Consider the following 21,301-nt stretch of genomic DNA (forward strand, 5'->3'; position numbering starts at 1 on the left):
ACCAATGCCTGGTCAGCAGCGCCGAGGCGGCGGGTCCGGCGGTAACACCGAGGGTGGCAACCGCCGGGACAACCGCCGTGAGGGCGGCCGCGGCAACGCGCCCGTCGAGAAGACCCCGCATCTCGAGCGGGTCGTCGCGATCAACCGCGTCGCCAAGGTCGTCAAGGGTGGTCGTCGCTTCAGCTTCACCGCCCTGGTGATCGTGGGCGACGGCGACGGCACCGTCGGCATCGGCTACGGAAAGGCCAAGGAGGTGCCCGCGGCCATCGCCAAGGGCGTCGAGGAGGCCAAGAAGCACTTCTTCAAGGTGCCGCGGATCGGTGCGACCATCCCGCACCCGATCACCGGCGAGGCCGCCGCGGGTGTGGTGCTCCTCAAGCCGGCGTCCGCCGGTACCGGCGTCATCGCCGGTGGCCCGGTGCGCGCCGTGCTGGAGTGCGCCGGCATCCACGACGTGCTCTCGAAGAGCCTCGGCTCGTCGAACCCGATCAACATCGTGCACGCGACGGTGGCCGCGCTGAAGGGCCTCGAGTCGCCGGAGAAGGTCGCGGCTCGCCGTGGCCTGCCGGTCGAGGACGTGGCGCCGGCGGCCATGCTGGCGGCGCGTGCGGAAGCGGCGGTGCACTGATGGCGCGCTTGAAGGTCACCCAGATCCGGTCCGAGATCGGCCGTAAGCAGAACCAGCGGGACTCCCTGCGGTCGCTCGGGCTGAAGCGGATCAACGATGTGGTGGTCAAGGAGGACCGTCCCGAGATCCGGGGCATGATCTTCGCCGTGAACCACCTCGTGAGTGTTGAGGAGGTCGAGTAATGGCGATCAAGGTCCACCACCTCCGCCCGGCGCCCGGTGCCAAGACCGCGAAGACCCGTGTGGGTCGCGGTGAGGGCTCCAAGGGCAAGACCGCCGGTCGCGGTACCAAGGGTACGAAGGCCCGTTACCAGGTTCCGGCCAGGTTCGAGGGTGGGCAGATGCCCATTCACATGCGCCTGCCGAAGCTGAAGGGCTTCAAGAACAAGAACAAGGTCGTCTTCCAGGTCGTCAACCTGGACCGTCTCGCCGAGCTGTTCCCCAACGGCGGCGAGGTCGGTCCGGTGGAGCTGGCCGAGGCCGGCGCGGTCCGCAAGGGCCGGCTGGTCAAGGTCCTCGGCTCCGGCGAGCTGGGTGGCGTGTCGCTGACCATTTCGGCGCACGCTTTCAGCGAGTCGGCCAAGGAGAAGATCGCAGCAGCCGGTGGTTCCGCCACCGAGCTGTGAGGCTTGTGGGGGTGCTCGCCCGGGCGCCGAAAACGCGTCGCCCGGGCAGCATCCCCATTGTGGCGTCTGACCAGGCAGTTCTCCCGACGGCCAGACGCCTACTCGCGGTGAGCCCTACCGTGACTCACCGCGCCGCTCCAAGACTGTTAGAGTCCGTTCCCAGCTAGGGATATCGGTCGTCCGGACCGATGCCGTTCCCCCACCCGCCGGACACGGCGGTAACCTCGCGCAGGAGGAAGAAGTTGCTCTCCGCCTTTACCAGTGCGTTCCGGACGCCTGACCTGCGCAAGAAACTGCTGTTCACAGTAGCGATGATCGCGCTGTACAGGTTGGGCGCCACCTTGCCGAGCCCCGGTGTGTCCTACACCAACGTGCAGACGTGTCTCAAAGCGGTGAACGACGCCGGCACCGGCGGCGGCGTACTCAACCTGCTGAACCTGTTCTCCGGCGGGGCGCTGCTGCACTTGTCGGTCTTCGCGCTCGGCATCATGCCGTACATCACCGCGTCGATCATCTTGCAGCTGCTCACTGTCGTGATCCCCCGCCTCGAGCAGCTCCGCAAGGAGGGCCAGTCCGGCCAGGCGAAGATCACGCAGTACACCCGGTACCTGACGCTCGGTCTGGCCGTTCTCCAGTCCTCGGCGTTCGTCGCGCTCGCGCGCACCGGACAGCTGTTCGGCAACGCCTGTGACCAGACCGACCCCAAGATGCAGATCATCCCGGAGAACACCGGCCTGCCGATGTGGCTCACGCTCAGCATCCTGGTGCTGACCATGACCGCCGGCACCGGCATGGTGATGTGGTTCGGCGAGCTGGTCACCGACCGCGGCGTCGGCAACGGCATGTCTGTCCTGATCTTCACCTCGATCGCGGCCCGCCTCCCCGGCGAGGGTTGGACGATCAAGGAGTCGAGCGGCGTCGGCAAGTTCCTGCTCGTCATCGGCCTGGTGCTGGTCATCATCTGCCTGGTCGTCTTCATCGAGCAGGCGCAGCGGCGCATCCCCGTGCAGTACGCCAAGCGCATGATCGGCCGGCGCATGTACGGCGGCACCTCCACCTACATCCCGCTGAAGGTCAACCAGGCCGGTGTCGTCCCGGTCATCTTCGGCTCGTCGCTGCTCTACCTGCCGCAGCTGTACCTGCAGTTCTTCGACCAGAACAACCTCAAGGGCTACCAGATCTGGATCCAGAAGTGGCTGGCCGACCCGACGAGCATGCTCTACATCGGCGTCTACTTCCTGCTGATCATCTTCTTCACGTACTTCTACGTCTCGATCACGTTCAACCCGACCGAGGTCGCGGACAACATGAAGAAGTACGGCGGTTTCGTTCCGGGTATCCGTCCGGGTAAGCCGACCGCCGAGTACCTGGACTTCATCCTCAGCCGGATCACCCTCGCGGGTGCTCTCTACCTGGGCATCATCTCGGTTCTGCCGAACTTCTTCTTCATCTGGCTGAACCAGAAGCAGTACCAGAACTTCCCGTTCGGTGGTACGGCGGTGCTGATCATGGTGGGTGTGGGCCTGGAGACCGTGAAGCAGATCGAGAGCCAGCTCATGCAGCGCAACTACGAAGGGTTCCTCCGGTAGTGGCGACGCTGAGCCGGGGGGCTCGCGCGTCGAGGATCTCAACTCACCTAAGCGAGGCGATGTAGGTGCGGCTGGTGCTGGTGGGCCCTCCGGGGGCCGGCAAGGGGACCCAGGCTGAGTTCATCGCCGCCCATCTCGCCGTACCGAAGATCTCGACCGGCGACATCTTCCGGGCCAACGTGTCGCAGGGCACGCCGCTGGGTGTGGAGGCCAAGCGCTACATGGACGCCGGGCAGCTGGTCCCGGACGAGGTGACCATCAACATGGTCCGGGACCGGCTCGCGGAGCCGGACGCCGGCGACGGTTTCCTGCTGGACGGTTTCCCCCGCACCGTCCCGCAGGCGTCGGCACTCGACAAGCTCCTCGCCGATCTCGGCACCGCCCTCGACCTGGTGATGGAGCTTGTGGTCGACGACGACGAGGTCATCCGGCGGCTCTCGGGCCGCCGGACCTGTCGCGGCTGCGGCAAGATCTGGCACGTCGAGTTCGACCCGACCAGCAAGGAGAACATCTGCGACCGCTGTGGGTCGGAGCTGTTCCAGCGTGACGACGACAAGGCCGAGACGATCGCCAACCGCCTGGTCGAGTACGCCGAGAAGACCGCGCCCCTGGTCGACTTCTTCGGCGCGCAGGGCAAGCTGGTGGGTATCGACGCGACCGGCCCGGTCGAGGACGTCACCGTGCGCGCCATAGACGCTCTGCGGTCGTACGGGGGCTGACATGCGCCGCCCGCAGCTGGACATTCAGCTGAAGACACCCGAACAGATCGAGCTGATGCGGGGCGCCGGCCTCGTGGTGGCGGCCGCGCTGGACGCGATGCGCGAGGCGGTCGCGCCCGGCGTCTCGACCGGCGATCTGGACGCGATCGCCGAGAAGGTCATCCGCGACGCCGGCGCGGTTCCTTCGTTCAAGGGCTACCACGGCTTCCCCGCTACGATCTGCGCCTCGGTAAACGAGCAGGTCGTGCACGGCATCCCCCGCAACGACCAGGTGCTGGTCGAGGGCGACCTGATCTCGCTGGACTGTGGCGCCGTCCTCGAGGGCTGGCACGGCGACTCGGCGATCACGGTGGGCGTCGGCGAGACCGACCCGGCCCTGATCAAGATGGCCGGGGTGGCCGAGGACGCGATGTGGGCCGGGATAGCCGCGGCCGCGCGTGGCGCCGCCAACGGCCGGGGCCGCCTCACCGACATCTCGTTCAACGTGGAGAAGGCGGTCCGCAAGGCCGGCCGGTACGGCATCGTGGACGGTTACGGCGGGCACGGCATCGGCACCGAGATGCACCAGGACCCGCACGTGCTCAACCACGGCAAGCCGGGCAAGGGCCCGCGCCTGGTCCCGGGCATGTGCCTCGCGATCGAGCCGATGATCACCATGGGCTCGCCGCGGACGGTCGAGCTCGACGACGGCTGGACAGTGATCACCCGGGACAGCTCGCGGGCCGCGCACGTCGAGCACACGATGTGCCTGCTCGAGGACGGTGTCTGGGTCACCACCGCGGTCGACGGCGGACGCGCCCGGCTCGGCGACCTGGTCACGGCTCGCCAGCCCTGACCGTCCGGACCTGACCTACCGGCGCTGGTGTGCGTGAGGCATGCTTTGACGCATGGGGCGGGAGGACATGCGGGCCGGTGACAGTGATCGCAAGGCCGTCGCGGAACAGCTGAAGTCGGCCTTGGACGAGGGACGCCTCGACCTGAGCGAGTACGACGAGCGGCTCCAGCGGACGTACGCGGCCAAGACCTATGCCGATCTGGACGGTCTGCTCGACGACCTGCCCGGCACGGTGCCCGTTCAGCACTCTCAGATCCAGCCTGCCGCTCCCGTGCCGCCGCCTGGTGCACCCGTCCACCCTCAGCGTCCCGGCGGCCGTCAGATGGCCCACTGGGTGGGTCCGTACGCCGGCGTCATCCTGGTCTGCACCCTGATCTGGCTGATCACCAGCATCAGCTCCGGCCAGCTGCAGTACTTCTGGCCGGTCTGGATGCTCATCCCGCTCCTCCTCGGCGTCTTCGGCCAGTGGTTCGGCGGCGACAGCGGCCGCCGGGATCGCCGCCGCCGTCGTTGAGGCGGTTTGCCATGGTGGAGGACATGGGCCGGGAGCAGATGCGCGCCGCCGACGCCGACCGCCACCAGGTCGCCGGCCAGCTGCGCTCGGCGCTCGAGGAGGGCCGCCTCGACCTCGGCGAGTACGACGAGCGGCTGCAACGGGCGTACACGGCGAAGACCTATGGCGATCTCGACCGTTTGCTGACCGACCTGCCGAACGCCGCACCGGTCGTGCCCAGCCCGCGGCCGGCGCCGCCGGAGGCCAAGGCCCGTCCGGACGGGCTCACCCGGGCCTGGCTCGGGCACGTCTGGGGGCCGTGGGTCAAGACGCTGGTCATCCTCACGCTGATCTGGGCGTTCGGCTCGGTCTTCTCGGACGGCCCGGAGTACTACTGGCCGGTCTGGGTGGTCGGGCCGTGGGGCGTGCTGCTGCTCCTGCGCACCGCCGGCGGCCTGACCCAGGGCGAGCCCCGCAAGCATGCGCTGGAGAGCGAGCACCGGCAGCGCCTGCGGGAGCACCGGCGCGAGCGCAAGATGCTCTACCGCGAGGCGATCGCGAGCGGCGAGTTGCCGCTGAACCCGAGCAAGGAGCAGCGCAAGGCATTCATCGCGGAGGCCAAGGCGCGGGGCGATCTGCCGCCGAAGCCGCGCAAGCCCGCCGCCGACGGGTGATAAAGCGGAATTTGTCCGTTTGAAGGGCCCACGACACACCCGACCCCGGGTCACGGCGACCTCGGTTTGGCGTCGCTCCCGGGGCGCGCGTACACTGGCTCCTTGGCGCGCAGCGTCCACTCCCGCATGCCCTCAGCGCTTCGAGGGCGAGCGGGTGCCGCGGCTGGTCCGGGTCCATCAACCGACTCGGGTATGACGTTGCATGCTAGCCCCGAACCCCAGTGTCAGGTAGCGGAGGACATGCCTAAGAAAGACGGAGCCATCGAGATCGAGGGCCGGGTGATCGAGCCCCTGCCGAACGCCATGTTCCGCGTGGAGCTCGCCAATGGTCACAAGGTCCTAGCGCATATCTCAGGCAAGATGCGGCAGCACTACATCCGCATCCTTCCCGAGGACCGAGTCGTCGTCGAGCTGTCGCCGTACGACCTGACCCGGGGACGAATCGTCTACCGCTACAAGTAACGGGGGCGGGGGATCGTCCCGTCCGACTGAGAGTTAAGGCAAACCGTGAAGGTCAAGCCGAGCGTCAAGCGGATCTGCAACAACTGCCGGATCATCCGGCGGCATGGCCGCGTCATGGTCATCTGCAAGACCGACGCGCGCCACAAGCAGCGCCAGGGCTGAGTCCCGGGTTTCGCTGCCAGATCCGGCACCGAACAAAGCTCGTCCCAGCCACGTGAGTGGCTTTCCCCCGGTCGGAGGCCGGGGCCCGTCCGGGCAGACGGGGTGGGAAGGGCACAGACCTCCGAACGAACCGAGGAGTACGCCCACTTATGGCACGACTCGTTGGCGTTGATCTGCCCCGCGACAAGCGGATGGAGATCGCGCTCACCTACATCTACGGGATCGGTCGCACCCGTGCCGTCGAGGCACTGACCGCTACCGAAATTGACCTGAACAAGCGCGCCAAGGACCTCTCGGACGAGGAGCTGGTTCAGCTCCGCGACTACATCGAGGCCAATTTCAAGGTTGAAGGTGACCTTCGCCGCGAGGTCGCCGCGGACATCCGACGCAAGGTCGAAATCGGCTGCTACGCCGGCATCCGCCACCGCCGGGGCCTCCCCGTGCGGGGCCAGCGCACCCGGACCAACGCGCGTACGCGCAAGGGTCCGAAGCGCACGGTCGCTGGTAAGAAGAAGCCGGGTCGGAAGTAATAGGAGCGCACTGACTTATGCCACCGAAGGCACGCGCTGGGGCCGCAGTAAAGAAGGTCCGGCGCAAGGAACGCAAGAACGTCGCCCACGGGCAGGCGCACATCAAGAGCACCTTCAACAACACCATCGTGTCGATCACCGACCCGACCGGTGCGGTCATCTCCTGGGCCTCGTCCGGCCAGGTGGGCTTCAAGGGCTCCCGCAAGTCGACCCCGTTCGCCGCGCAGCTGGCCGCCGAGGCCGCCGCTCGCCGGGCGATGGAGCACGGCATGCGCAAGGTCGACGTCTTCGTGAAGGGTCCCGGCTCCGGCCGCGAGACCGCGATCCGCTCGCTCCAGGCCGCCGGCCTCGAGGTCGGGCAGATCGCCGACGTCACTCCGCAGCCGCACAACGGTTGCCGTCCGCCGAAGCGCCGCCGGGTCTGAGGGAGATCTAGAAGCAATGGCTCGTTACACAGGTGCGGACTGCAAGCGCTGCCGCCGCGAGAAGATGAAGCTGTTCCTCAAGGGCAGCAAGTGCGACGGGCCCAAGTGCCCGTTCGAGTCGCGTCCCTTCCCGCCCGGCCAGCACGGCCGCGGTCGGACCAAGGAGACCGAGTACCTGCTCCAGCACCGCGAGAAGCAGAAGGCCCGCCGCGTCTACGGCGTGCTCGAGAAGCAGTTCCGCGGTTACTACGAGGAGGCTGTCACCAAGCCCGGCAAGACCGGTGAGGTGCTGCTGCAGATCCTCGAGTCGCGTCTCGACAACGTCGTCTACCGGGCCGGCCTCGCGCAGTCCCGGGACATGGCCCGGCAGCTGGTCAAGCACGGCCACTTCCTGGTCAACGGCGTGAAGGTGGACATTCCGTCCTACCGCGTCAAGGAGCACGACATCGTCACCACGCGGGAGAAGTCGAAGGAGATGACCCCCTTCGTCGTCGCCCAGGCTCAGGCCGGTCAGCGGCCGGTGCCGGCGTGGCTCGAGCCCATCCCGAGCGAGATGAAGATTCTCGTTCACTCGCTCCCGGCCCGCGCTGTCATCGACACGCAGGTCCAGGAGCAGCTGATCGTCGAGCTTTACTCCAAGTAAGGCTCTTGGCCCGGCGCTTTTGATAAGCGCCGGGCCTCAGGACGGCCATCAAATAGTGGGTGGCCCGACAGAAAGAAGAATTGCGTGCTCATCAGCCAGCGGCCGACTCTCTCGGAGGAGTCGCTCAGCGAGACCCGCTCCCGGTTCACCATCGAGCCTCTGGAGCCGGGCTTCGGCTACACCCTCGGCAACTCGCTCCGCCGGACTCTGCTGTCGTCCATCCCGGGCGCGGCGGTGACCAGCATCAAGATCGACGGCGTCCTGCACGAGTTCACCACGATCCCCGGTGTCAAGGAGGACGTGGTCGAGCTGGTCATGAACGTCAAGGAGCTCACCGTCAGCTCCGAGCACGACGAGCCGGTCAGCATGTACCTGCGCAAGCAGGGCCCGGGAGACGTCACCGCCGGTGACATCCAGCCCCCGGCCGGCGTCTCCGTGCACAACCCCGACCTGAAGCTGGCCACGCTCAACAGCAAGGGCCGGCTCGACATGGAGCTCACCGTCGAGCGGGGCCGTGGCTACGTCACGGCGGCGCAGAACAAGAACACCGGCGCCGAGATCGGCCGTATCCCGGTCGACTCGATCTACTCGCCGGTCATGAAGGTGACCTACCGCGTCGAGGCGACCCGTGTCGAGCAGCGCACCGACTTCGACCGCCTGATCATCGACGTCGAGTCGAAGGCGTCCATCTCGCCCCGCACCGCGCTGGCGTCGGCCGGTTCGACCCTCGTCGAGCTGTTCGGCCTCTGCCGCGAGCTGGACGAGACCGCCGAGGGCATCGACATCGGCCCCTCGCCGCAGGACGCGCAGCTCGCTGCCGATCTCGCCCTGCCGATCGAGGAGCTGGACCTCACCGTCCGCTCGTACAACTGCCTCAAGCGCGAGGGCATCAACAGCGTGGGCGAGTTGATAGGGCGTACGGAAGCCGATCTTCTCGATATAAGGAATTTCGGCCAGAAGTCCATCGACGAGGTCAAGATGAAGCTCGCCGGAATGGGCCTGGGCCTCAAGGACAGCGCGCCGTCCTTCGACCCGGCGCACGTCGTGGATTCGTTCGGCGACGTGGACTACGACACCGACGACTACCGCGAGACCGAGCAGCTGTAAGCTCGGCCACCTTGCCATTCACAAGGAGCATCGGAAATGCCCACGCCCACGAAGGGTCCCCGCCTCGGCGGCAGCCCGGCGCACGAGAAGCTGATCCTGGCCAACCTGGCCACGGAGCTCTTCCGGCACGGGAAGATCAAGACCACCGAGACGAAGGCCAAGCGGCTGCGCCCGCTGGCTGAGCAGCTCATCACGAAGGCCAAGCGCGGCGACCTGCACTCCCGTCGCCGGGTCCTGACCGTCGTGCGGGACAAGGACGTCGTGTACGCCCTGTTCGAGCAGATCGCTCCGCGGTACGGCAACCGGCCGGGCGGCTACACCCGCATCACCAAGACCGGCCCGCGCAAGGGTGACGCCGCTCCGATGGCCGTCATCGAGCTGGTCGAGGAGCTGCAGGTCGCGGCGACCACGGCGCCGGCCAAGAAGGCCGCCCGCAAGGCCGCGGCTCAGCAGGACAAGGTCGAGGCGCTGGCCCGCGAGGACGAGGCTCCGGCCGCGAAGTCCGACGAGCCCGAGGCCGTCGAGGACGACAAGGTCGAGGACGACAAGGCCTGATTCCGCGCGAATCGGCTGGGTGAGGCCCGGCGCCCCGTTGTGGGTGCCGGGCCTTTCTCGTGCGCGACGGGGCTCGAAGGGGGAGGACTGAATGGAATCCGTTCGCTTGCGGCTGGACGTCTCGTACGACGGCGCGGACTTCTCCGGCTGGGCGGCACAGCCGGCCCGGCGCACCGTCGCGGGCGTACTGGCCGAGGCTTTTGAACGTCTGGTCGGGGCCGGGACGCCGCTCGGGCTGACCGTCGCGGGCCGGACCGATGCGGGCGTGCACGCGACCGGCCAGGTCTGCCACGTCGACCTCCAGGCGGACGCGTGGGCCGATCTGGAGGGGTCCCTGCTGCGCAGGCTCGCCGCGCTGATGCCGCCGGACGCCCGGGTGCGGGCGATCACGCCGGTGCCGGCGAGCTTCGACGCGCGGTTCTCGGCGACCTTCCGGCGGTACGAGTACCGGGTCGCGGACACGCCGTGGGGGCCGGAGCCGTTGCGCCGGCACGACACGCTGGGCTGGGTGCGGCCGCTCGACCTGGACCGGCTCAACGCCGCGGCAGCGGGGCTGGTGGGGGAGCACGACTACGCCGCCTACTGCAAACGGAAAGAGCACGCCACGACCGTACGGGCGATCACCCGGCTCGACTGGCGGCGGGATCCGGACGGAGTGTGCGTGGCGACCGTGCAGGCCGACGCGTTCTGCCAGTCGATGGTGCGCAGCCTGGTGGGGGCGATGCTGACCGTGGGGGACGGGCGGCGCGAGCCGTCGTGGCCGCGAACGCTGCTGACGCTGCGGGAGCGCTCGAGCGAGGTGACCGTGGCGCCCGCGCACGGGCTGACCCTGGTGGCGGTGGGTTACCCGGAGGAGGCGGAGTACGCCTTCCGGGCCGAGGCCACCCGCCGGCTCCGGGCCTAGCGAGGCCTAGACCCCGGCCGCTCTCCGGCCCAGGACCGTCGTGCCCAGGTAGCTGTCGACGAGGTCGTCGGTGATCCGGGCCGCGTACGGGTCGTCGGCCGTGACCAGCTCGCCGCCGGGCCGTGTGATCACGCAGTAGAGCAGGTAGTGGCCGCGGGTGCGCCAGCCCACCTGGGAGGTGGGCGGATCGTCGGGGTCGCCGCGGCCCGCGGGCAGGGTCGCGAAGCTGCCGTCGGCGGTCTCCACCAGCTGCCGCAGCCGGCCGTCGACGTCCTCCGCGCCCGCCGCGTCGGCCAGGTTGAACACGCCGGCAGTCACTTGATAGTCGCCGTACGGTGCGTCCAGCCCGGCGCGCACCACCTGGTTGCAGCCGTGCGCGGTGAGCAGAAGGCCCAGCTCGCCGGTGGTCGCCGTGCCGCAGTCGCTGTCGATGTGGGTCATCGTGATCCGGTACGGCCGGGCGGCGGCCGGCTGCACCGCGCCGCGGTCCGGGAAGACCTCCTCGACCGTCAGCGGCGCGGCGTCGACCGTGCGCGAGGCGAGCATGCCGGCCGCGATCAGGTCCGGGCCGGTTTCGGCCGCGCCGCCGTGCTGCTCGCCCGCGACGACGAAGAAGGCGGTCGTCGCGACCAGGCCCAGCAGGATCAGCGCGGCCAGCCCCCGCACCAGCAGCTGCGCGGTCTGCTGCGGCTCGCGGACCGTGCGCCGGCGGGATCGGTGCTGCCCGGCGCCCGCGCCGCGCCGTCCGGCCGACCAGGCGGCGCCGGACAGTGCGAGGGCGCCGCTGGACGTGCGGTGCTCGCGGCGGGGAGGGGTCCCGTACAGCATGAATTTCACGTTAGAAGCGCACGGTGGTCGATGGACGTACTGACTGTGCGGCACCCCGGCGCGCGGCCGGCGCTCCGGCGGCGGCAGACTGGCAGGGTGACCGCCGAGCATTACTTCAGCGCCGAGCCCAGCACGCCCGCCCAGCGCGGCGAGATCGAGTTCAACGTCGCGGGCCGCGACTACCGGCTGGCCGTGGCGTCCGGCGTCTTCTCGGCCGGCCGCCTCGACCCCGGCACCGCCGTACTGCTGCGCAAGGGTGACCTGCCCACGGCCATGGCGGCCGGGGTCTTCCTCGACCTCGGCTGCGGGTACGGCCCGATCGCCGCGGTGCTGGCCAGTGAGGCGCCCAAGGCGGCCGTGTGGGCCGTCGACGTGAACTCCCGCGCCCGCGAGCTCACCGCCGAGAACGCGGAAACGCTCGGCCTGGCGAACCTCACGGTGGCGGCGCCCGACGAGGTGCCCGGCGATGTCGTCTTCGACGAGATCTGGAGCAATCCGCCCACCCACGTGGGCAAGGCCGAGCTGCACACGCTGATGGAGCGCTGGCTGCCCCGGCTTGCCCCGGACGGCACGGCCTGGCTGGTGATCAACCGGCATCTCGGCGGCGACTCGCTGCACGCGTGGCTGGTCGCTGGGGGCTGGCAGGTCGAGCGGATAGCGAGTCAGAAAGGGTTCCGCGTGTTGCGGGTGAGCCGGAAAACCGGCTGACCGCCGGGCTCCCGCCAAGGAGAATGCTGGCCCATGGGTTACGTGGATGTCGCCGGGGTGGGATACGTGCTGCCCGACGGCCGGGAGCTGTTCGCCGACGTGTCGTTCCGGGTCGGCGAGGGCGCCAAGGTCGCGCTGGTCGGGCCGAACGGCGCGGGCAAGACCACGCTGCTGCGGATGGTCGCCGGCGACCTGCCGACACCCACCGGTGTCATCGCGCGTTCCGGCGGTCTCGGCGTCATGCGCCAGTTCATCGGCATGATCGGCGACGACCGTACGCTGGAAAATCTTGCACTTTCCCTGGTCGAACCGGCCCTGCGCGCGGCCGGTGAGCGACTGGCCGCGGCCGGGGCGGGCCTGGACGAGACCGAGCGCACCCAGCTCGCCTACGCGAACGCCCTCGCGCACTGGGGCGAGGTGGGCGGCTACGACGCCGAGGTGCTCTTCGACACCGTGGCCGTGTCCATCCTCGACAAGACCTGGGAGGAGGTGCGCCACCGCCCGGTACGCACCCTCTCCGGTGGACAGCAGAAACGGTTCGCGCTCGACCTGCTGCTGCGCGGCCGCGACGAGGTGCTGCTGCTCGACGAGCCCGACAACTTCCTCGACGTGCCCGGCAAGCGCTGGCTGGAGGCGCGGCTGCGCGAGTCGCCGAAATCGGTGCTCTACGTCTCGCACGACCGGGAACTGCTGGCCCAGACCGCCGACCGGGTGGTCGCCGTCGAGGGTGGCAGCGCCTGGACGCATCCGGGCGGGTTCGCCTCCTGGCACGAGGCCCGGGTGCACCGGCACGAGAAGCTCGAGGAGAACCGCCGGCGCTGGGACGAGGAGCACCAGAAGCTGCGCGAGCTCATGCTGATGTACAAGCAGAAGGCCGCCTACAACTCCGATATGGCCTCGCGGTATCAGTCCGCGCAGACCCGGCTGCGCAAGTTCGAGGAGGCGGGTCCGCCGCCGCTGCCGCCCCGCGAGCAGTCGCTGCGGATGAACCTGCGCGGCGGGCGCACCGGCAAGCGGGCGGTGATCTGCGAGCAGCTCGAGATGGAGGACCTGACCTTCCCCTTCGACCTGGAGATCTGGTACGGCGACCGGGTCGCCGTGCTGGGCGCCAACGGGACGGGCAAGTCGCACTTCCTGCGGTTGCTGGCGGCCGGTGGCAGCGATCCCGAGCCGGACAACAAGCCGGTCGACGGGGCGCCGCTCGCGCACGTCAAGCACACCGGGGTGGCGCGGCTCGGGGCTCGGGTGCGGCCGGGGCACTTCTCGCAGACGCACGACCGGCCCGAACTGCTCGAGCGGACGCTGGTGGAGATCCTCTGGCGGGGCGACGACCATCGGTCCGGGATGGACCGGGCCGGGGCGATGAAGGCCCTCAACCGGTACGAGCTGGCGGGGCAGGGCGATCAGCGGTTCGGGACGCTCTCCGGCGGGCAGCAGGCGCGGTTCCTGGTGCTGCTGCTGGAGCTGTCCGGGGCGACGGTTCTGCTGCTGGACGAGCCAACCGACAACTTGGACCTGGCCTCGGCCGAGGCGCTGGAGGAGGGGCTCCGGCAGTTCGAGGGGACGGTGATAGCGGTCACGCACGACCGCTGGTTCACCCGATCCTTCGACCGCTTCGTGCTGTTCCAGAGCGACGGTGAAGTGATCGAGACCCCGGAGCCGGTCTGGGACGTTCGCTAGTTTTCTGTTCCGGGCCGGGTTATGGTCCGGGAGAAGACAACCCCACGGGAGTCCGGTGCACCGGGCTGAGAGGGGGGCTGATGCGGCCCCCGACCGTCGAACCTGATCCGGATCATGCCGGCGCAGGGAGGAGCGTTCGTTGTTTCCTCGTTTGCACATCGTCACCGATTCCCTCGATGTCGTGCGGGCTGCGGTCGGGCACGGGCCGGTCGCCATCCAGGTGCGAGTCAAAACCTCCGATCGGACGGCGTACGAGCTGACCGTGGCGGCCCTCGCGCTGTGCCGCCCGGCGGGTGCGCTCTGCCTGGTCGACGACCGGGTGGGCGTGGCGCTGGCCGCCGGAGCCGACGGCGTCCACGTCGGGGCCGAGGACCTGCCGGTCGCGGCGGTGCGGCGGGTGCTCGGGCCGAGTGCGGTCGTCGGGGCCACCTGCCGAACCCCGGAGGGCGGGCGGGCCGCGGTCGCCGACGGCGCCGGCTATCTCGGGGTCGGGCCGGCGTTCGCCACGTCCAGCAAGGACGGACTGCCGCCGCCGCTCGGGCCGGACGGGATCGGGGCCGTGGTCGACGCGGTGCCGGGGACGCCGGTGATCGCGATCGGCGGGATCACCGCCGATCGGGCTCCCGAGCTGCCCGGATATGGCGTCGCGGCGATCTCGGCGATCGCCCGTGACCCGGCCGCGGGGACGATCGCGCTGCTCAAGGCACTCGCGTCGCGCGGCGATCTCGAGGAGCTGCGATGACCGTCGCGGTGGTCGGCGCCGGGATCATCGGGCTCGCCGTCGCGTGGCGGCTTCGGGAGCGCGGCATCGACGTCACCGTGCTGGACAGCGGCGAGCCGGGCGCCTGGCACGTCGCCGCGGGGATGCTCGCGCCGGCCGGCGAGTCGGCCTTCGAGCAGTCGGCGCTGACCCGTCTGCTGGAGGAGTCGAACGACCGCTGGCCGGCCTTCGCGGCCGAGCTCGGGGTGGACGTGGGCTTCGACGACGCCGGCACGCTCGGCCTCGCGCTGACCGCGGACGACCTCGCCGACGCGGCGCGGGTCTGGACCAGGCAGAAGCTTCCCCTGCTGCGGCCGTCGGAGCTGCGCGAGCGCGAGCCGGCGCTGTCGCCGCGGGTGCGGGCCGGGGTCCACGCGCCGGCCGAGCGGCAGGTCGACCCGCGGAAGGTGGTGGCGGCGCTGCGCGAGCGGCTCGCCGGGCGGATCGTGGTCAAGCGCGTCGAGAGTCTGTCCGAGGTGGACGCCGAGACCGTGGTGGTCGCGGCCGGCTGCGGCACGGCGGCGCTGACCGGGCTGCCGGTGCGACCGGTGAAGGGCCAGGTGCTGCGGCTGCGCGGCGAGCCGGGCCTGCTGCGGCACGTTCTCGCCGCGACCGTGGACGGCCGGCACGTCTATCTCGTGCCGCGCGCCGACGGCGAGATCGTGGTGGGCGCGACCCAGGAGGAGCGGACCGACGCGACGGTCACCGCGGGCGGCGTGCACGACCTGCTGCACGCGGCGCTCGAGCTGGTGCCGGGGCTGGCCGAGTTGGAGCTGACCGAGACGACCGTGGGGCACCGGCCGGGCACTCCGGACAACGCGCCGCTGCTCGGCCGCCTCGACGACGACTCGCGGGTGATCGTGGCGGCCGGCCACCACCGCAACGGTGTGCTGCTCACCCCGATCACCGCGGATCTCATCGCCGGGCTGGCCGCCGGTTTCCAAGATCCGCTGCTCGAGCACTTCAGGCCGGGGAGGTTCTGATGCGGTTGACGGTCAACGGCCGGGAGCACGTCGAGAGCGGGGAGATGCTCTCGGTCGCGGCGCTGGTCGCGCGGCTGACCGAGGCGCGGCGCGGAGTGGCGGTCGCGGTCAACGGGGCGGTGGTGCCGCGGTCGACGTGGGAGACGAGCCGGCTCGCCGACGGGGACGCGGTCGAGGTGCTCACCGCGACGCAGGGGGGATGACGATGTTCTTCGGGGAGTCCCGGCTCGTCCTCGGCACGGGCGGCGCGAACAGTCTCGCCGCGCTCGAGGAGGCGATCACGGCATCGGGTACGGAGCTGGTCACCGTCGCGCTGCGGCGAGTCGACGCGGCCGGTCCGGGCCTGCTGCCGATGCTCGACCGGCTCGGCGTGCGGGTGCTGCCGAACACGGCCGGCTGCTACACGGCCGGGGACGCGATCAAGACCGCGCACCTGGCCCGCGACGCCTTCGAGACCGATCTGATCAAGCTGGAGGTGATCGGCGACGAGCGCACCCTGCTGCCCGACGGCGTCGAGCTGCTGCGGGCGGCGGAAACGCTGGCCGGCGACGGTTTCACGGTGCTTCCGTACACCAGCGACGACCCGATCCTGGCCCGCCGGCTGGCCGACGTGGGCTGCGCCGCGGTGATGCCGGCCGGGTCGCCGATCGGCTCGGGGCTGGGCATCTCGAACCCGCACCACATCCGGCTGATCCGTCAGTCGGTGGAGGTGCCGGTGGTGCTGGACGCGGGCATCGGGACCGCCTCGGACGCGGCGCTGGCCATGGAGCTGGGGTGCGACGCGGTGCTGATCGCGAGCGCGATCACCCGGGCCGACGATCCGGGCGGCATGGCGTCGGCGATGCGGCATGCCGTGCTGGCCGGGCGTCTCGCCTACACGTCGGGGCGGATTCCGCGGCGGCATCACGCGCTCGCGTCCACATCGGACGAGGGCCGGGCCCAGTGGTGACGCCGAGCGGTCTGGTGCTGCTCACGGACCGGCGGCTCGCCTCCGGCTCGCTCCTTCCGGTGGTTGCGGCGGCGGTCCGCGGCGGCGTCGCGTGGGTCATTCTCCGTGAGCGCGATCTGCCGTACGCGGAGAGAAGAGCGCTTGCCGTCTCGTTGCGGGACCTGCTGCCTCCTGGGCGGTTGATCGTGGCGGGGCCGGACCCGCTGGGCGCGGACGCCGTGCACCTGGCCGAGGCCGATCCGTTGCCCGCGGCCGGGGTGGCGCTGGTCGGGCGCTCATGTCACGACACGCCGCTACTGTCCATCGAGGACTATGTGACGCTGTCGCCGGTCTACCCGACCGAGTCCAAGCCGGGATATGGGCCGGCGTTGGCCCCGGCCGCGGCGGCCGAGCTGGCGGGGAGCGTGCCGTGGCTGGCGCTCGGCGGAATCGACACCCGGGCGCGGGCCGGCGCCTGCGCCACGGCCGGGGCGGAGGGGATAGCGGTGATGGGTGCGATCATGCGGGCCGCCGATCCCGAGCGGGTGGCCCGCGAGCTGGCCACCGCGTTCGGCGCGGCCCGGTCCGCCCGCGGCGCCGCCGGCGAGGCGGGTTCGGGCTCGGGGTCGGGACCGGACACGTTGACCGTCAATGTTGATGCAGTCAATTCGTCAACTCCATGCAGTCAAGTCAATGCAGCAAGCCGGACAAGTGCGGTCGTCGCGGCCGGTGCGGCCGGGTCGGCGCGGCCGATCGGGTCGGCGCGGCCGGCGGGCGCGGCGCGACCCGCGGGGCCGCCGGGTGAGCGCCATCCGGGCGGATCGGCGGGCCCGCGATGACTGGCCGGATCGGCGGGCGGGCGATGACCGGGTCCGTGGGGAGCGCGGTGGCTGGGCGGCGTGAGCGGGACCGCGGTGGGTTGGGGTGGGTGCGATGACGCCGCCGGTGGTGCTCACGATCGCGGGGTCGGATTCCGGTGGGGGAGCGGGGATTCAGGCGGATCTCAAGACGTTTGCGGCGCTCGGGGCCTATGGGACTTCGGTCATCACGGCGATCACGGCGCAGAACACTCGGGGGGTCACGGCCGTTCATCCGGTGCCGGTGGAGATGGTGGCGGCGCAGTTGGATGCGGTGCTTTCCGACTTTGACGTGGCGGCGGTCAAGGTGGGGATGATCGGGGAGCGGGCGGTGGCCGAGTTGATTCGGGAACGTGGGGCGCGGCTGCCCAACCTGGTGGTCGATCCGGTGCTGGTGGCCACCTCGGGAGCCCGGCTCGCGGCCGCTGCTTCTGTGGCGCCACTGACCTCGTACGGATGCATCTTGACGCCGAACCGGCAGGAAGCCGGCGCCCTCACGGAGAGCTCGGTGGAAACGGCCGAGGAAATGGTTTCGGCGGCCGTGCGGCTCGCCGCGGGTGGAGCGCGCGCGGTCGTGGTGACCGGCAGTGAGCTCGCGGTGGATGTGCTGTGGCACGACGGGGTGATCACCCTGCTCGAGGGCGAGCCGCTGGACACCAGGAACAACCACGGTTCGGGATGCACCTTCTCGTCGGCGCTGGCGGTGCGGCTGGCGTTCGGCGACTCGGTGCCGGAGGCGGCGGCCGCCGCCAAGAAGTACGTGACGACCGCGCTGCGAGGTGGTCGTGACTGGCGGCTGGGTGCCGGGCCCGGGCCGCTGAACCACTTCGCCTGATCTCGACCGGGTCCGGTGCCGGGGACACGTGTCGCCAATGGACGCCCGTTATATACCGATTGGGGAGGAAAGATGAGACGGAAGGTCTACGTCGAAGGGTCCCGTCCGGACCTGCGCGTGCCGTTCAACGAGGTCGTGCTGAGTGACGGGAACGAGCCCGTGCGGCTGTACGACACGTCGGGGCCGGGCAGCGATCCGGCGGTCGGGCTGCCGCCGCTGCGGACGCCTTGGCACGGTTCGTTCTCGACGCAACTGGCGGCCGCTCGCGGGGGAGCGATCACGCCGGAGATGGAGTTCGCGGCGATTCGGGAGGGGGTCGACGCCTCGCTGGTGCGGGACGAGATCGCGGCGGGGCGGGCGGTGCTGCCGGTCAACCGCAATCACCCGGAGTCCGAGCCGATGGTGATCGGGTCGCGGTTCCTCGTGAAGGTCAACGCGAACATCGGCACGTCGGCGGTCACCTCGTCGGTCGCCGAGGAGGTGGAGAAGCTGACCTGGGCGACGCGGTGGGGCGCCGACACGGTCATGGACCTGTCGACCGGGCCGCGGATCCACGAGACCCGGGAGGCGATCATCCGGAACTCGCCGGTGCCGATCGGGACCGTGCCGATCTACCAGGCCCTGGAGAAGGTCAACGGTGATCCGCTGCGGTTGTCGTGGGAGGTGTTCCGCGAGACCGTCCTCGAGCAGGCCGAGCAGGGCGTCGACTACATGACCATCCACGCGGGGGTTTTGCTGCCGTACGTGCCGCTGACCGCCTCTCGCGTGACGGGGATCGTGTCGCGGGGTGGGTCGATCATGGCGGCCTGGTGCCTCGCGTACCACCGGGAGAACTTCCTCTACGAGAACTTCGAGGAGCTCTGCCGGATATTTGCGGAATATGACATCACGTTCTCGCTGGGGGACGGGCTGCGGCCGGGGTCGATCGCGGACGCCAACGACGAGGCGCAGTTCGCCGAGCTGCGCACGCTGGGGGAGTTGACCCACCTCGCCTGGGAGCACGACGTGCAGGTGATGGTCGAGGGGCCGGGCCACGTGCCGATGCACAAGATCAAGGAGAACGTGGACCTGCAGGTCTCGCTGTGCGGTGGGGCGCCGTTCTACACGCTCGGGCCGCTGACCACGGACATCGCTCCGGCGTACGACCACATCACCTCGGCGATCGGGGCCGCGATGATCGGCATGTTCGGGACGGCGATGCTCTGCTACGTGACGCCCAAGGAGCACCTCGGGCTGCCGAACCGGGACGACGTGAAGGCCGGGATGATCGCCTACAAGATCGCGGCGCACGCGGCCGACCTGGCGAAGGGCCATCGGGGAGCGCAGGAGTGGGACGACGCGCTGTCGAAGGCGCGTTTCGAGTTCCGCTGGGAGGACCAGTTCGAGCTGGCGCTCGATCCGGGGACCGCCCGGGCTTATCACGACGAGACGCTGCCCGCGGCGCCCGCCAAGACCGCGCACTTCTGTTCGATGTGCGGGCCGAAGTTCTGCTCGATGAAGATCTCGCACGAGATCCGGGCGAAGGGGATGGCCGACAAATCGGACGAGTTCCTCGCCTCCGGCGGCAAGGTCTACGTCGAGGTGGGGCCTCGTGCGGAGGCCCCACCTGTCCCTTCTCAGAGCTTGTAGAACGTGACGTAGTGGTCGGGGGTGAACCAGGTCTCCTTGGTGGACCGGTTCACCACGATCCGGTACGCGTCGCGCGAGGCGCCGCGGGCGCGCGGGTAGACGTCGTACTCGTTGTAGCTCGCGCCCGGCGGAAGCTCGCCCTCCCGGTTCTGGAAGGTGCCGCCGGTGTAGTTGTACTGGCCGTACGGCCACGAGTACCACCCGGCGCTGGTCGGCCAGCCGAGCGAGGACCAGCCGGTACGCGCCGTGCGGGCCGCGGAGCAGCGGGAGATCGTGCAGCTCGAGTAGACCGCGGCCTGGGCGGCGTCGGTGTGCGTCGGCGCCACCACGGCCGGCGCGACGAGGCCGGTGCCGGCGATGCCGAGGACGAGGGCGAGGCCGGCGAGGAACCGGCCGAGGCGGGTGCGGGGTTGCCGGTCAACGGTCATGATCGGACTCCGATGCCGTCGGGGTTGGGTGACGCCATCCTCGACCGGATTACCCCTCCGCCGGTACATACCCGACGGGTCATTCCATCTATGTTCGTCTATCCGTTACCCAGCCCGCTGACCCACTCGGCCACGTTGTCGGACTGTTGTTGCTGCTGGTGGGGCTGCTGCTGGCGCGGGGTGCGGGCCCGGCCGCGGGCGACCTGCGGCGGCACGACCTGCGGCGGGGCGGCCTGCGGCGGGGCGGCCTGCGGCGACTGCGCCGGGGTGAAGCCGTCGAACGAGGGCAGGTCCTTCATCGAGAAGACGCCGGTGTCCGACGGGCGGAGCTGGTCGTCGGGGCGCTGCGCGGCCGAGGCCGCCGCCTGGGCGATCGCCGAGTCGGGCTGGGCGTCCCGCTTGGGCAGGGCGGGGCGGTCCGGAGTCGGCGCCGAGCCGGCCGGGGTGCGGCGCAGGACGGCCGCCAGCACCGAGCCGAGCACGCCGGCGCCGGCCGCGGTCATCGCCGCCCAGTAGGGGACCGTCTGGTACTGCTGGCCGGACGCGCCGGGGCCGGCGATCAGGTAGGCCGCCGTGAGCAGCGCCGGACCGGCGAGGCCGGCCAGCGCGATGGCCAGCGTGCCCAGGCCGCGGCGGCGCGCCGTCAGGCCGACCGCGATCCCGCAGATCAGGGCCAGGACCGGCATCGTGAACAGCGCGGTCTTCTTGACGACCTCGGCGGAGAGGAAGTCGGGCTCGAACACGCCGAGGCGTACGGAGGGATTGATCTTGCCCGGGGCCAGGGCCGGCGCGACCGAGACCAGCGCGACCACCCACACGGCTATGCCCACCGTGCCGAAGCTCCAGCGGGCGACGGCCCGGCTCAGAGCCGCGTAGGCGGCGAAGATGCCGGCCGCCGCGCCCAGCGCGGCGCAGATGCCGATCACGACGACCGGCTGCACGCCGTCGACGTGGGTGTTGCGAGCCGGCTGCATGGTCAGCGGCACGATCGCCGCCGAGCCGATGGCGGCGGCGACCGCCGTCACGAGCCGGGTGCCGGCGCCGGACCCCCTCGGCAGGTGGCGGCGGGCGGCCATGCCACCCACCACCGCGGCGGACATCGCGAACCAGGCGACCCAGGCCAATTGGGCGGTCCAATGGTCACGCATGGTGATGTCAAGGGCGCGCGTGAGCGACATTATGCCGAGGCCGTAAGCCAGGCCGAGCTGGCTGGCGCCGGCCAGCGCGGCAACGCCGAGCGCGACTCCCACCAGTTTGACGGAGGTCCGGAAAGCCATGCCGCGCACGTTACGGAATCCTGTGCCCGCAACGCCA

The 21,301-nt window shown here is 70.4% G+C and carries 27 protein-coding genes, 1 pseudogene and 1 riboswitch; of the genes and pseudogenes, 25 read left to right on the forward strand and 3 right to left on the reverse strand.

Annotated elements, in window-relative coordinates:
- Positions 1-4 precede the first annotated feature (4 nt).
- The 16 genes from rpsE to truA all read left to right on the forward strand — a co-directional run bounded on the left by rpsE (position 5) and on the right by truA (position 10,351).
- Complete coding sequence (gene rpsE / locus A3CQ_RS0124535; protein ID WP_020513602.1) at positions 5-628, forward strand: 30S ribosomal protein S5; 624 nt, start codon at positions 5-7, stop codon at positions 626-628.
- A complete protein-coding gene (gene rpmD, locus A3CQ_RS0124540) occupies positions 628-810 on the forward strand; it encodes a 50S ribosomal protein L30 (RefSeq protein ID WP_026206137.1) in 183 nt (60 codons plus the stop codon). Before rpsE ends, rpmD begins: the two co-directional genes overlap by 1 nt.
- Positions 810-1,253 (forward strand): 50S ribosomal protein L15, encoded by a 444-nt coding sequence (gene rplO / locus A3CQ_RS0124545; RefSeq protein ID WP_020513604.1) that lies wholly within the window; start codon positions 810-812, stop codon positions 1,251-1,253. Before rpmD ends, rplO begins: the two co-directional genes overlap by 1 nt.
- Before the next feature lie 242 nt (positions 1,254-1,495).
- Complete coding sequence (secY, locus tag A3CQ_RS0124550; protein ID WP_026206138.1) at positions 1,496-2,842, forward strand: preprotein translocase subunit SecY; 1,347 nt, start codon at positions 1,496-1,498, stop codon at positions 2,840-2,842.
- A gap of 65 nt (positions 2,843-2,907) precedes the next feature.
- Complete coding sequence (locus A3CQ_RS0124555; protein WP_020513606.1) at positions 2,908-3,561, forward strand: adenylate kinase; 654 nt, start codon at positions 2,908-2,910, stop codon at positions 3,559-3,561.
- Between the two features lies 1 nt (position 3,562).
- Positions 3,563-4,396, forward strand: a complete 834-nt coding sequence (gene map, locus A3CQ_RS0124560; protein ID WP_020513607.1) for a type I methionyl aminopeptidase — start codon at positions 3,563-3,565, stop codon at positions 4,394-4,396.
- Between the two features lie 52 nt (positions 4,397-4,448).
- A complete protein-coding gene (locus A3CQ_RS0124565; protein ID WP_026206139.1) occupies positions 4,449-4,910 on the forward strand; it encodes a DUF1707 SHOCT-like domain-containing protein in 462 nt (153 codons plus the stop codon).
- An 11-nt stretch (positions 4,911-4,921) separates the two neighbouring features.
- Positions 4,922-5,563 (forward strand): DUF1707 SHOCT-like domain-containing protein, encoded by a 642-nt coding sequence (locus tag A3CQ_RS53860; RefSeq protein ID WP_020513609.1) that lies wholly within the window; start codon positions 4,922-4,924, stop codon positions 5,561-5,563.
- Between the two features lie 240 nt (positions 5,564-5,803).
- Positions 5,804-6,025 (forward strand): translation initiation factor IF-1, encoded by a 222-nt coding sequence (gene infA / locus A3CQ_RS0124575; RefSeq protein ID WP_007073013.1) that lies wholly within the window; start codon positions 5,804-5,806, stop codon positions 6,023-6,025.
- A gap of 45 nt (positions 6,026-6,070) precedes the next feature.
- On the forward strand, positions 6,071-6,187 hold the full coding sequence (rpmJ, locus tag A3CQ_RS0124580; RefSeq protein ID WP_020513611.1) for a 50S ribosomal protein L36: 117 nt from the start codon (positions 6,071-6,073) through the stop codon (positions 6,185-6,187).
- A gap of 149 nt (positions 6,188-6,336) precedes the next feature.
- Positions 6,337-6,717: a 30S ribosomal protein S13 gene (rpsM, locus tag A3CQ_RS0124585; protein ID WP_020513612.1), complete on the forward strand. Its 381-nt coding sequence runs from the start codon at positions 6,337-6,339 to the stop codon at positions 6,715-6,717.
- Between the two features lie 17 nt (positions 6,718-6,734).
- Complete coding sequence (rpsK, locus tag A3CQ_RS0124590) at positions 6,735-7,142, forward strand: 30S ribosomal protein S11 (RefSeq protein WP_020513613.1); 408 nt, start codon at positions 6,735-6,737, stop codon at positions 7,140-7,142.
- 16 nt (positions 7,143-7,158) lie between these two features.
- Entirely contained in the window at positions 7,159-7,785 is a 627-nt protein-coding gene (gene rpsD, locus A3CQ_RS0124595) for a 30S ribosomal protein S4 (protein ID WP_020513614.1), read from the forward strand.
- An 84-nt stretch (positions 7,786-7,869) separates the two neighbouring features.
- Complete coding sequence (locus A3CQ_RS0124600; protein ID WP_020513615.1) at positions 7,870-8,892, forward strand: DNA-directed RNA polymerase subunit alpha; 1,023 nt, start codon at positions 7,870-7,872, stop codon at positions 8,890-8,892.
- Positions 8,893-8,928: 36 nt separating this feature from the next.
- Positions 8,929-9,447 (forward strand): 50S ribosomal protein L17, encoded by a 519-nt coding sequence (rplQ, locus tag A3CQ_RS0124610; RefSeq protein WP_020513616.1) that lies wholly within the window; start codon positions 8,929-8,931, stop codon positions 9,445-9,447.
- Between the two features lie 91 nt (positions 9,448-9,538).
- Positions 9,539-10,351 (forward strand): tRNA pseudouridine(38-40) synthase TruA, encoded by an 813-nt coding sequence (truA, locus tag A3CQ_RS0124615; protein ID WP_026206140.1) that lies wholly within the window; start codon positions 9,539-9,541, stop codon positions 10,349-10,351.
- 6 nt (positions 10,352-10,357) lie between these two features.
- On the opposite strand, the gene A3CQ_RS57680 is transcribed toward truA, so the two are convergent.
- Positions 10,358-11,179 (reverse strand): hypothetical protein, encoded by an 822-nt coding sequence (locus tag A3CQ_RS57680; RefSeq protein WP_157296267.1) that lies wholly within the window; start codon positions 11,177-11,179, stop codon positions 10,358-10,360.
- A gap of 96 nt (positions 11,180-11,275) precedes the next feature.
- On the opposite strand from A3CQ_RS57680, the gene A3CQ_RS0124625 reads away from it, so the two are divergent.
- The 9 genes and pseudogenes from A3CQ_RS0124625 to thiC all read left to right on the forward strand — a co-directional run bounded on the left by A3CQ_RS0124625 (position 11,276) and on the right by thiC (position 19,559).
- Positions 11,276-11,887 (forward strand): class I SAM-dependent methyltransferase, encoded by a 612-nt coding sequence (locus tag A3CQ_RS0124625; RefSeq protein WP_026206141.1) that lies wholly within the window; start codon positions 11,276-11,278, stop codon positions 11,885-11,887.
- A gap of 33 nt (positions 11,888-11,920) precedes the next feature.
- Positions 11,921-13,567, forward strand: coding sequence for an ABC-F family ATP-binding cassette domain-containing protein (locus A3CQ_RS0124630; protein ID WP_020513619.1), 1,647 nt, complete (start codon positions 11,921-11,923; stop codon positions 13,565-13,567).
- A 34-nt stretch (positions 13,568-13,601) separates the two neighbouring features.
- A riboswitch (TPP riboswitch) is annotated at positions 13,602-13,713 on the forward strand.
- Positions 13,707-14,309, forward strand: coding sequence for a thiamine phosphate synthase (locus A3CQ_RS0124635; protein ID WP_040432770.1), 603 nt, complete (start codon positions 13,707-13,709; stop codon positions 14,307-14,309). (Overlaps the previous riboswitch by 7 nt.)
- Positions 14,306-15,310: a glycine oxidase ThiO gene (gene thiO, locus A3CQ_RS0124640; RefSeq protein ID WP_020513621.1), complete on the forward strand. Its 1,005-nt coding sequence runs from the start codon at positions 14,306-14,308 to the stop codon at positions 15,308-15,310. Before A3CQ_RS0124635 ends, thiO begins: the two co-directional genes overlap by 4 nt.
- Positions 15,310-15,513, forward strand: a complete 204-nt coding sequence (gene thiS / locus A3CQ_RS0124645) for a sulfur carrier protein ThiS (RefSeq protein ID WP_020513622.1) — start codon at positions 15,310-15,312, stop codon at positions 15,511-15,513. The genes thiO and thiS overlap by 1 nt, the downstream gene beginning before the upstream one ends.
- Positions 15,510-16,259, forward strand: coding sequence for a thiazole synthase (locus A3CQ_RS0124650; RefSeq protein ID WP_020513623.1), 750 nt, complete (start codon positions 15,510-15,512; stop codon positions 16,257-16,259). Before thiS ends, A3CQ_RS0124650 begins: the two co-directional genes overlap by 4 nt.
- Positions 16,253-16,876 (forward strand): annotated as a pseudogene (locus A3CQ_RS53870) (thiamine phosphate synthase); the annotation flags it as partial. The gene A3CQ_RS0124650 and the pseudogene A3CQ_RS53870, both read left to right, overlap by 7 nt.
- Positions 16,877-17,171: 295 nt before the next feature.
- Positions 17,172-17,930: a bifunctional hydroxymethylpyrimidine kinase/phosphomethylpyrimidine kinase gene (thiD, locus tag A3CQ_RS0124660; protein ID WP_020513625.1), complete on the forward strand. Its 759-nt coding sequence runs from the start codon at positions 17,172-17,174 to the stop codon at positions 17,928-17,930.
- A 72-nt stretch (positions 17,931-18,002) separates the two neighbouring features.
- On the forward strand, positions 18,003-19,559 hold the full coding sequence (gene thiC / locus A3CQ_RS53875) for a phosphomethylpyrimidine synthase ThiC (protein ID WP_020513626.1): 1,557 nt from the start codon (positions 18,003-18,005) through the stop codon (positions 19,557-19,559).
- On the opposite strand, the gene A3CQ_RS0124670 is transcribed toward thiC, so the two are convergent.
- Together A3CQ_RS0124670 and A3CQ_RS53880 are read right to left on the reverse strand one after the other, a co-directional pair.
- Entirely contained in the window at positions 19,547-19,987 is a 441-nt protein-coding gene (locus tag A3CQ_RS0124670; protein WP_020513627.1) for a ribonuclease domain-containing protein, read from the reverse strand. The genes thiC and A3CQ_RS0124670 overlap by 13 nt on opposite strands.
- A gap of 98 nt (positions 19,988-20,085) precedes the next feature.
- Positions 20,086-21,264 (reverse strand): hypothetical protein, encoded by a 1,179-nt coding sequence (locus A3CQ_RS53880; protein WP_051115339.1) that lies wholly within the window; start codon positions 21,262-21,264, stop codon positions 20,086-20,088.
- Positions 21,265-21,301: the final 37 nt, after the last annotated feature.

This window comes from Paractinoplanes globisporus DSM 43857, from assembly GCF_000379645.1.
In the GTDB taxonomy this organism is placed as follows: domain Bacteria; phylum Actinomycetota; class Actinomycetes; order Mycobacteriales; family Micromonosporaceae; genus Actinoplanes; species Actinoplanes globisporus.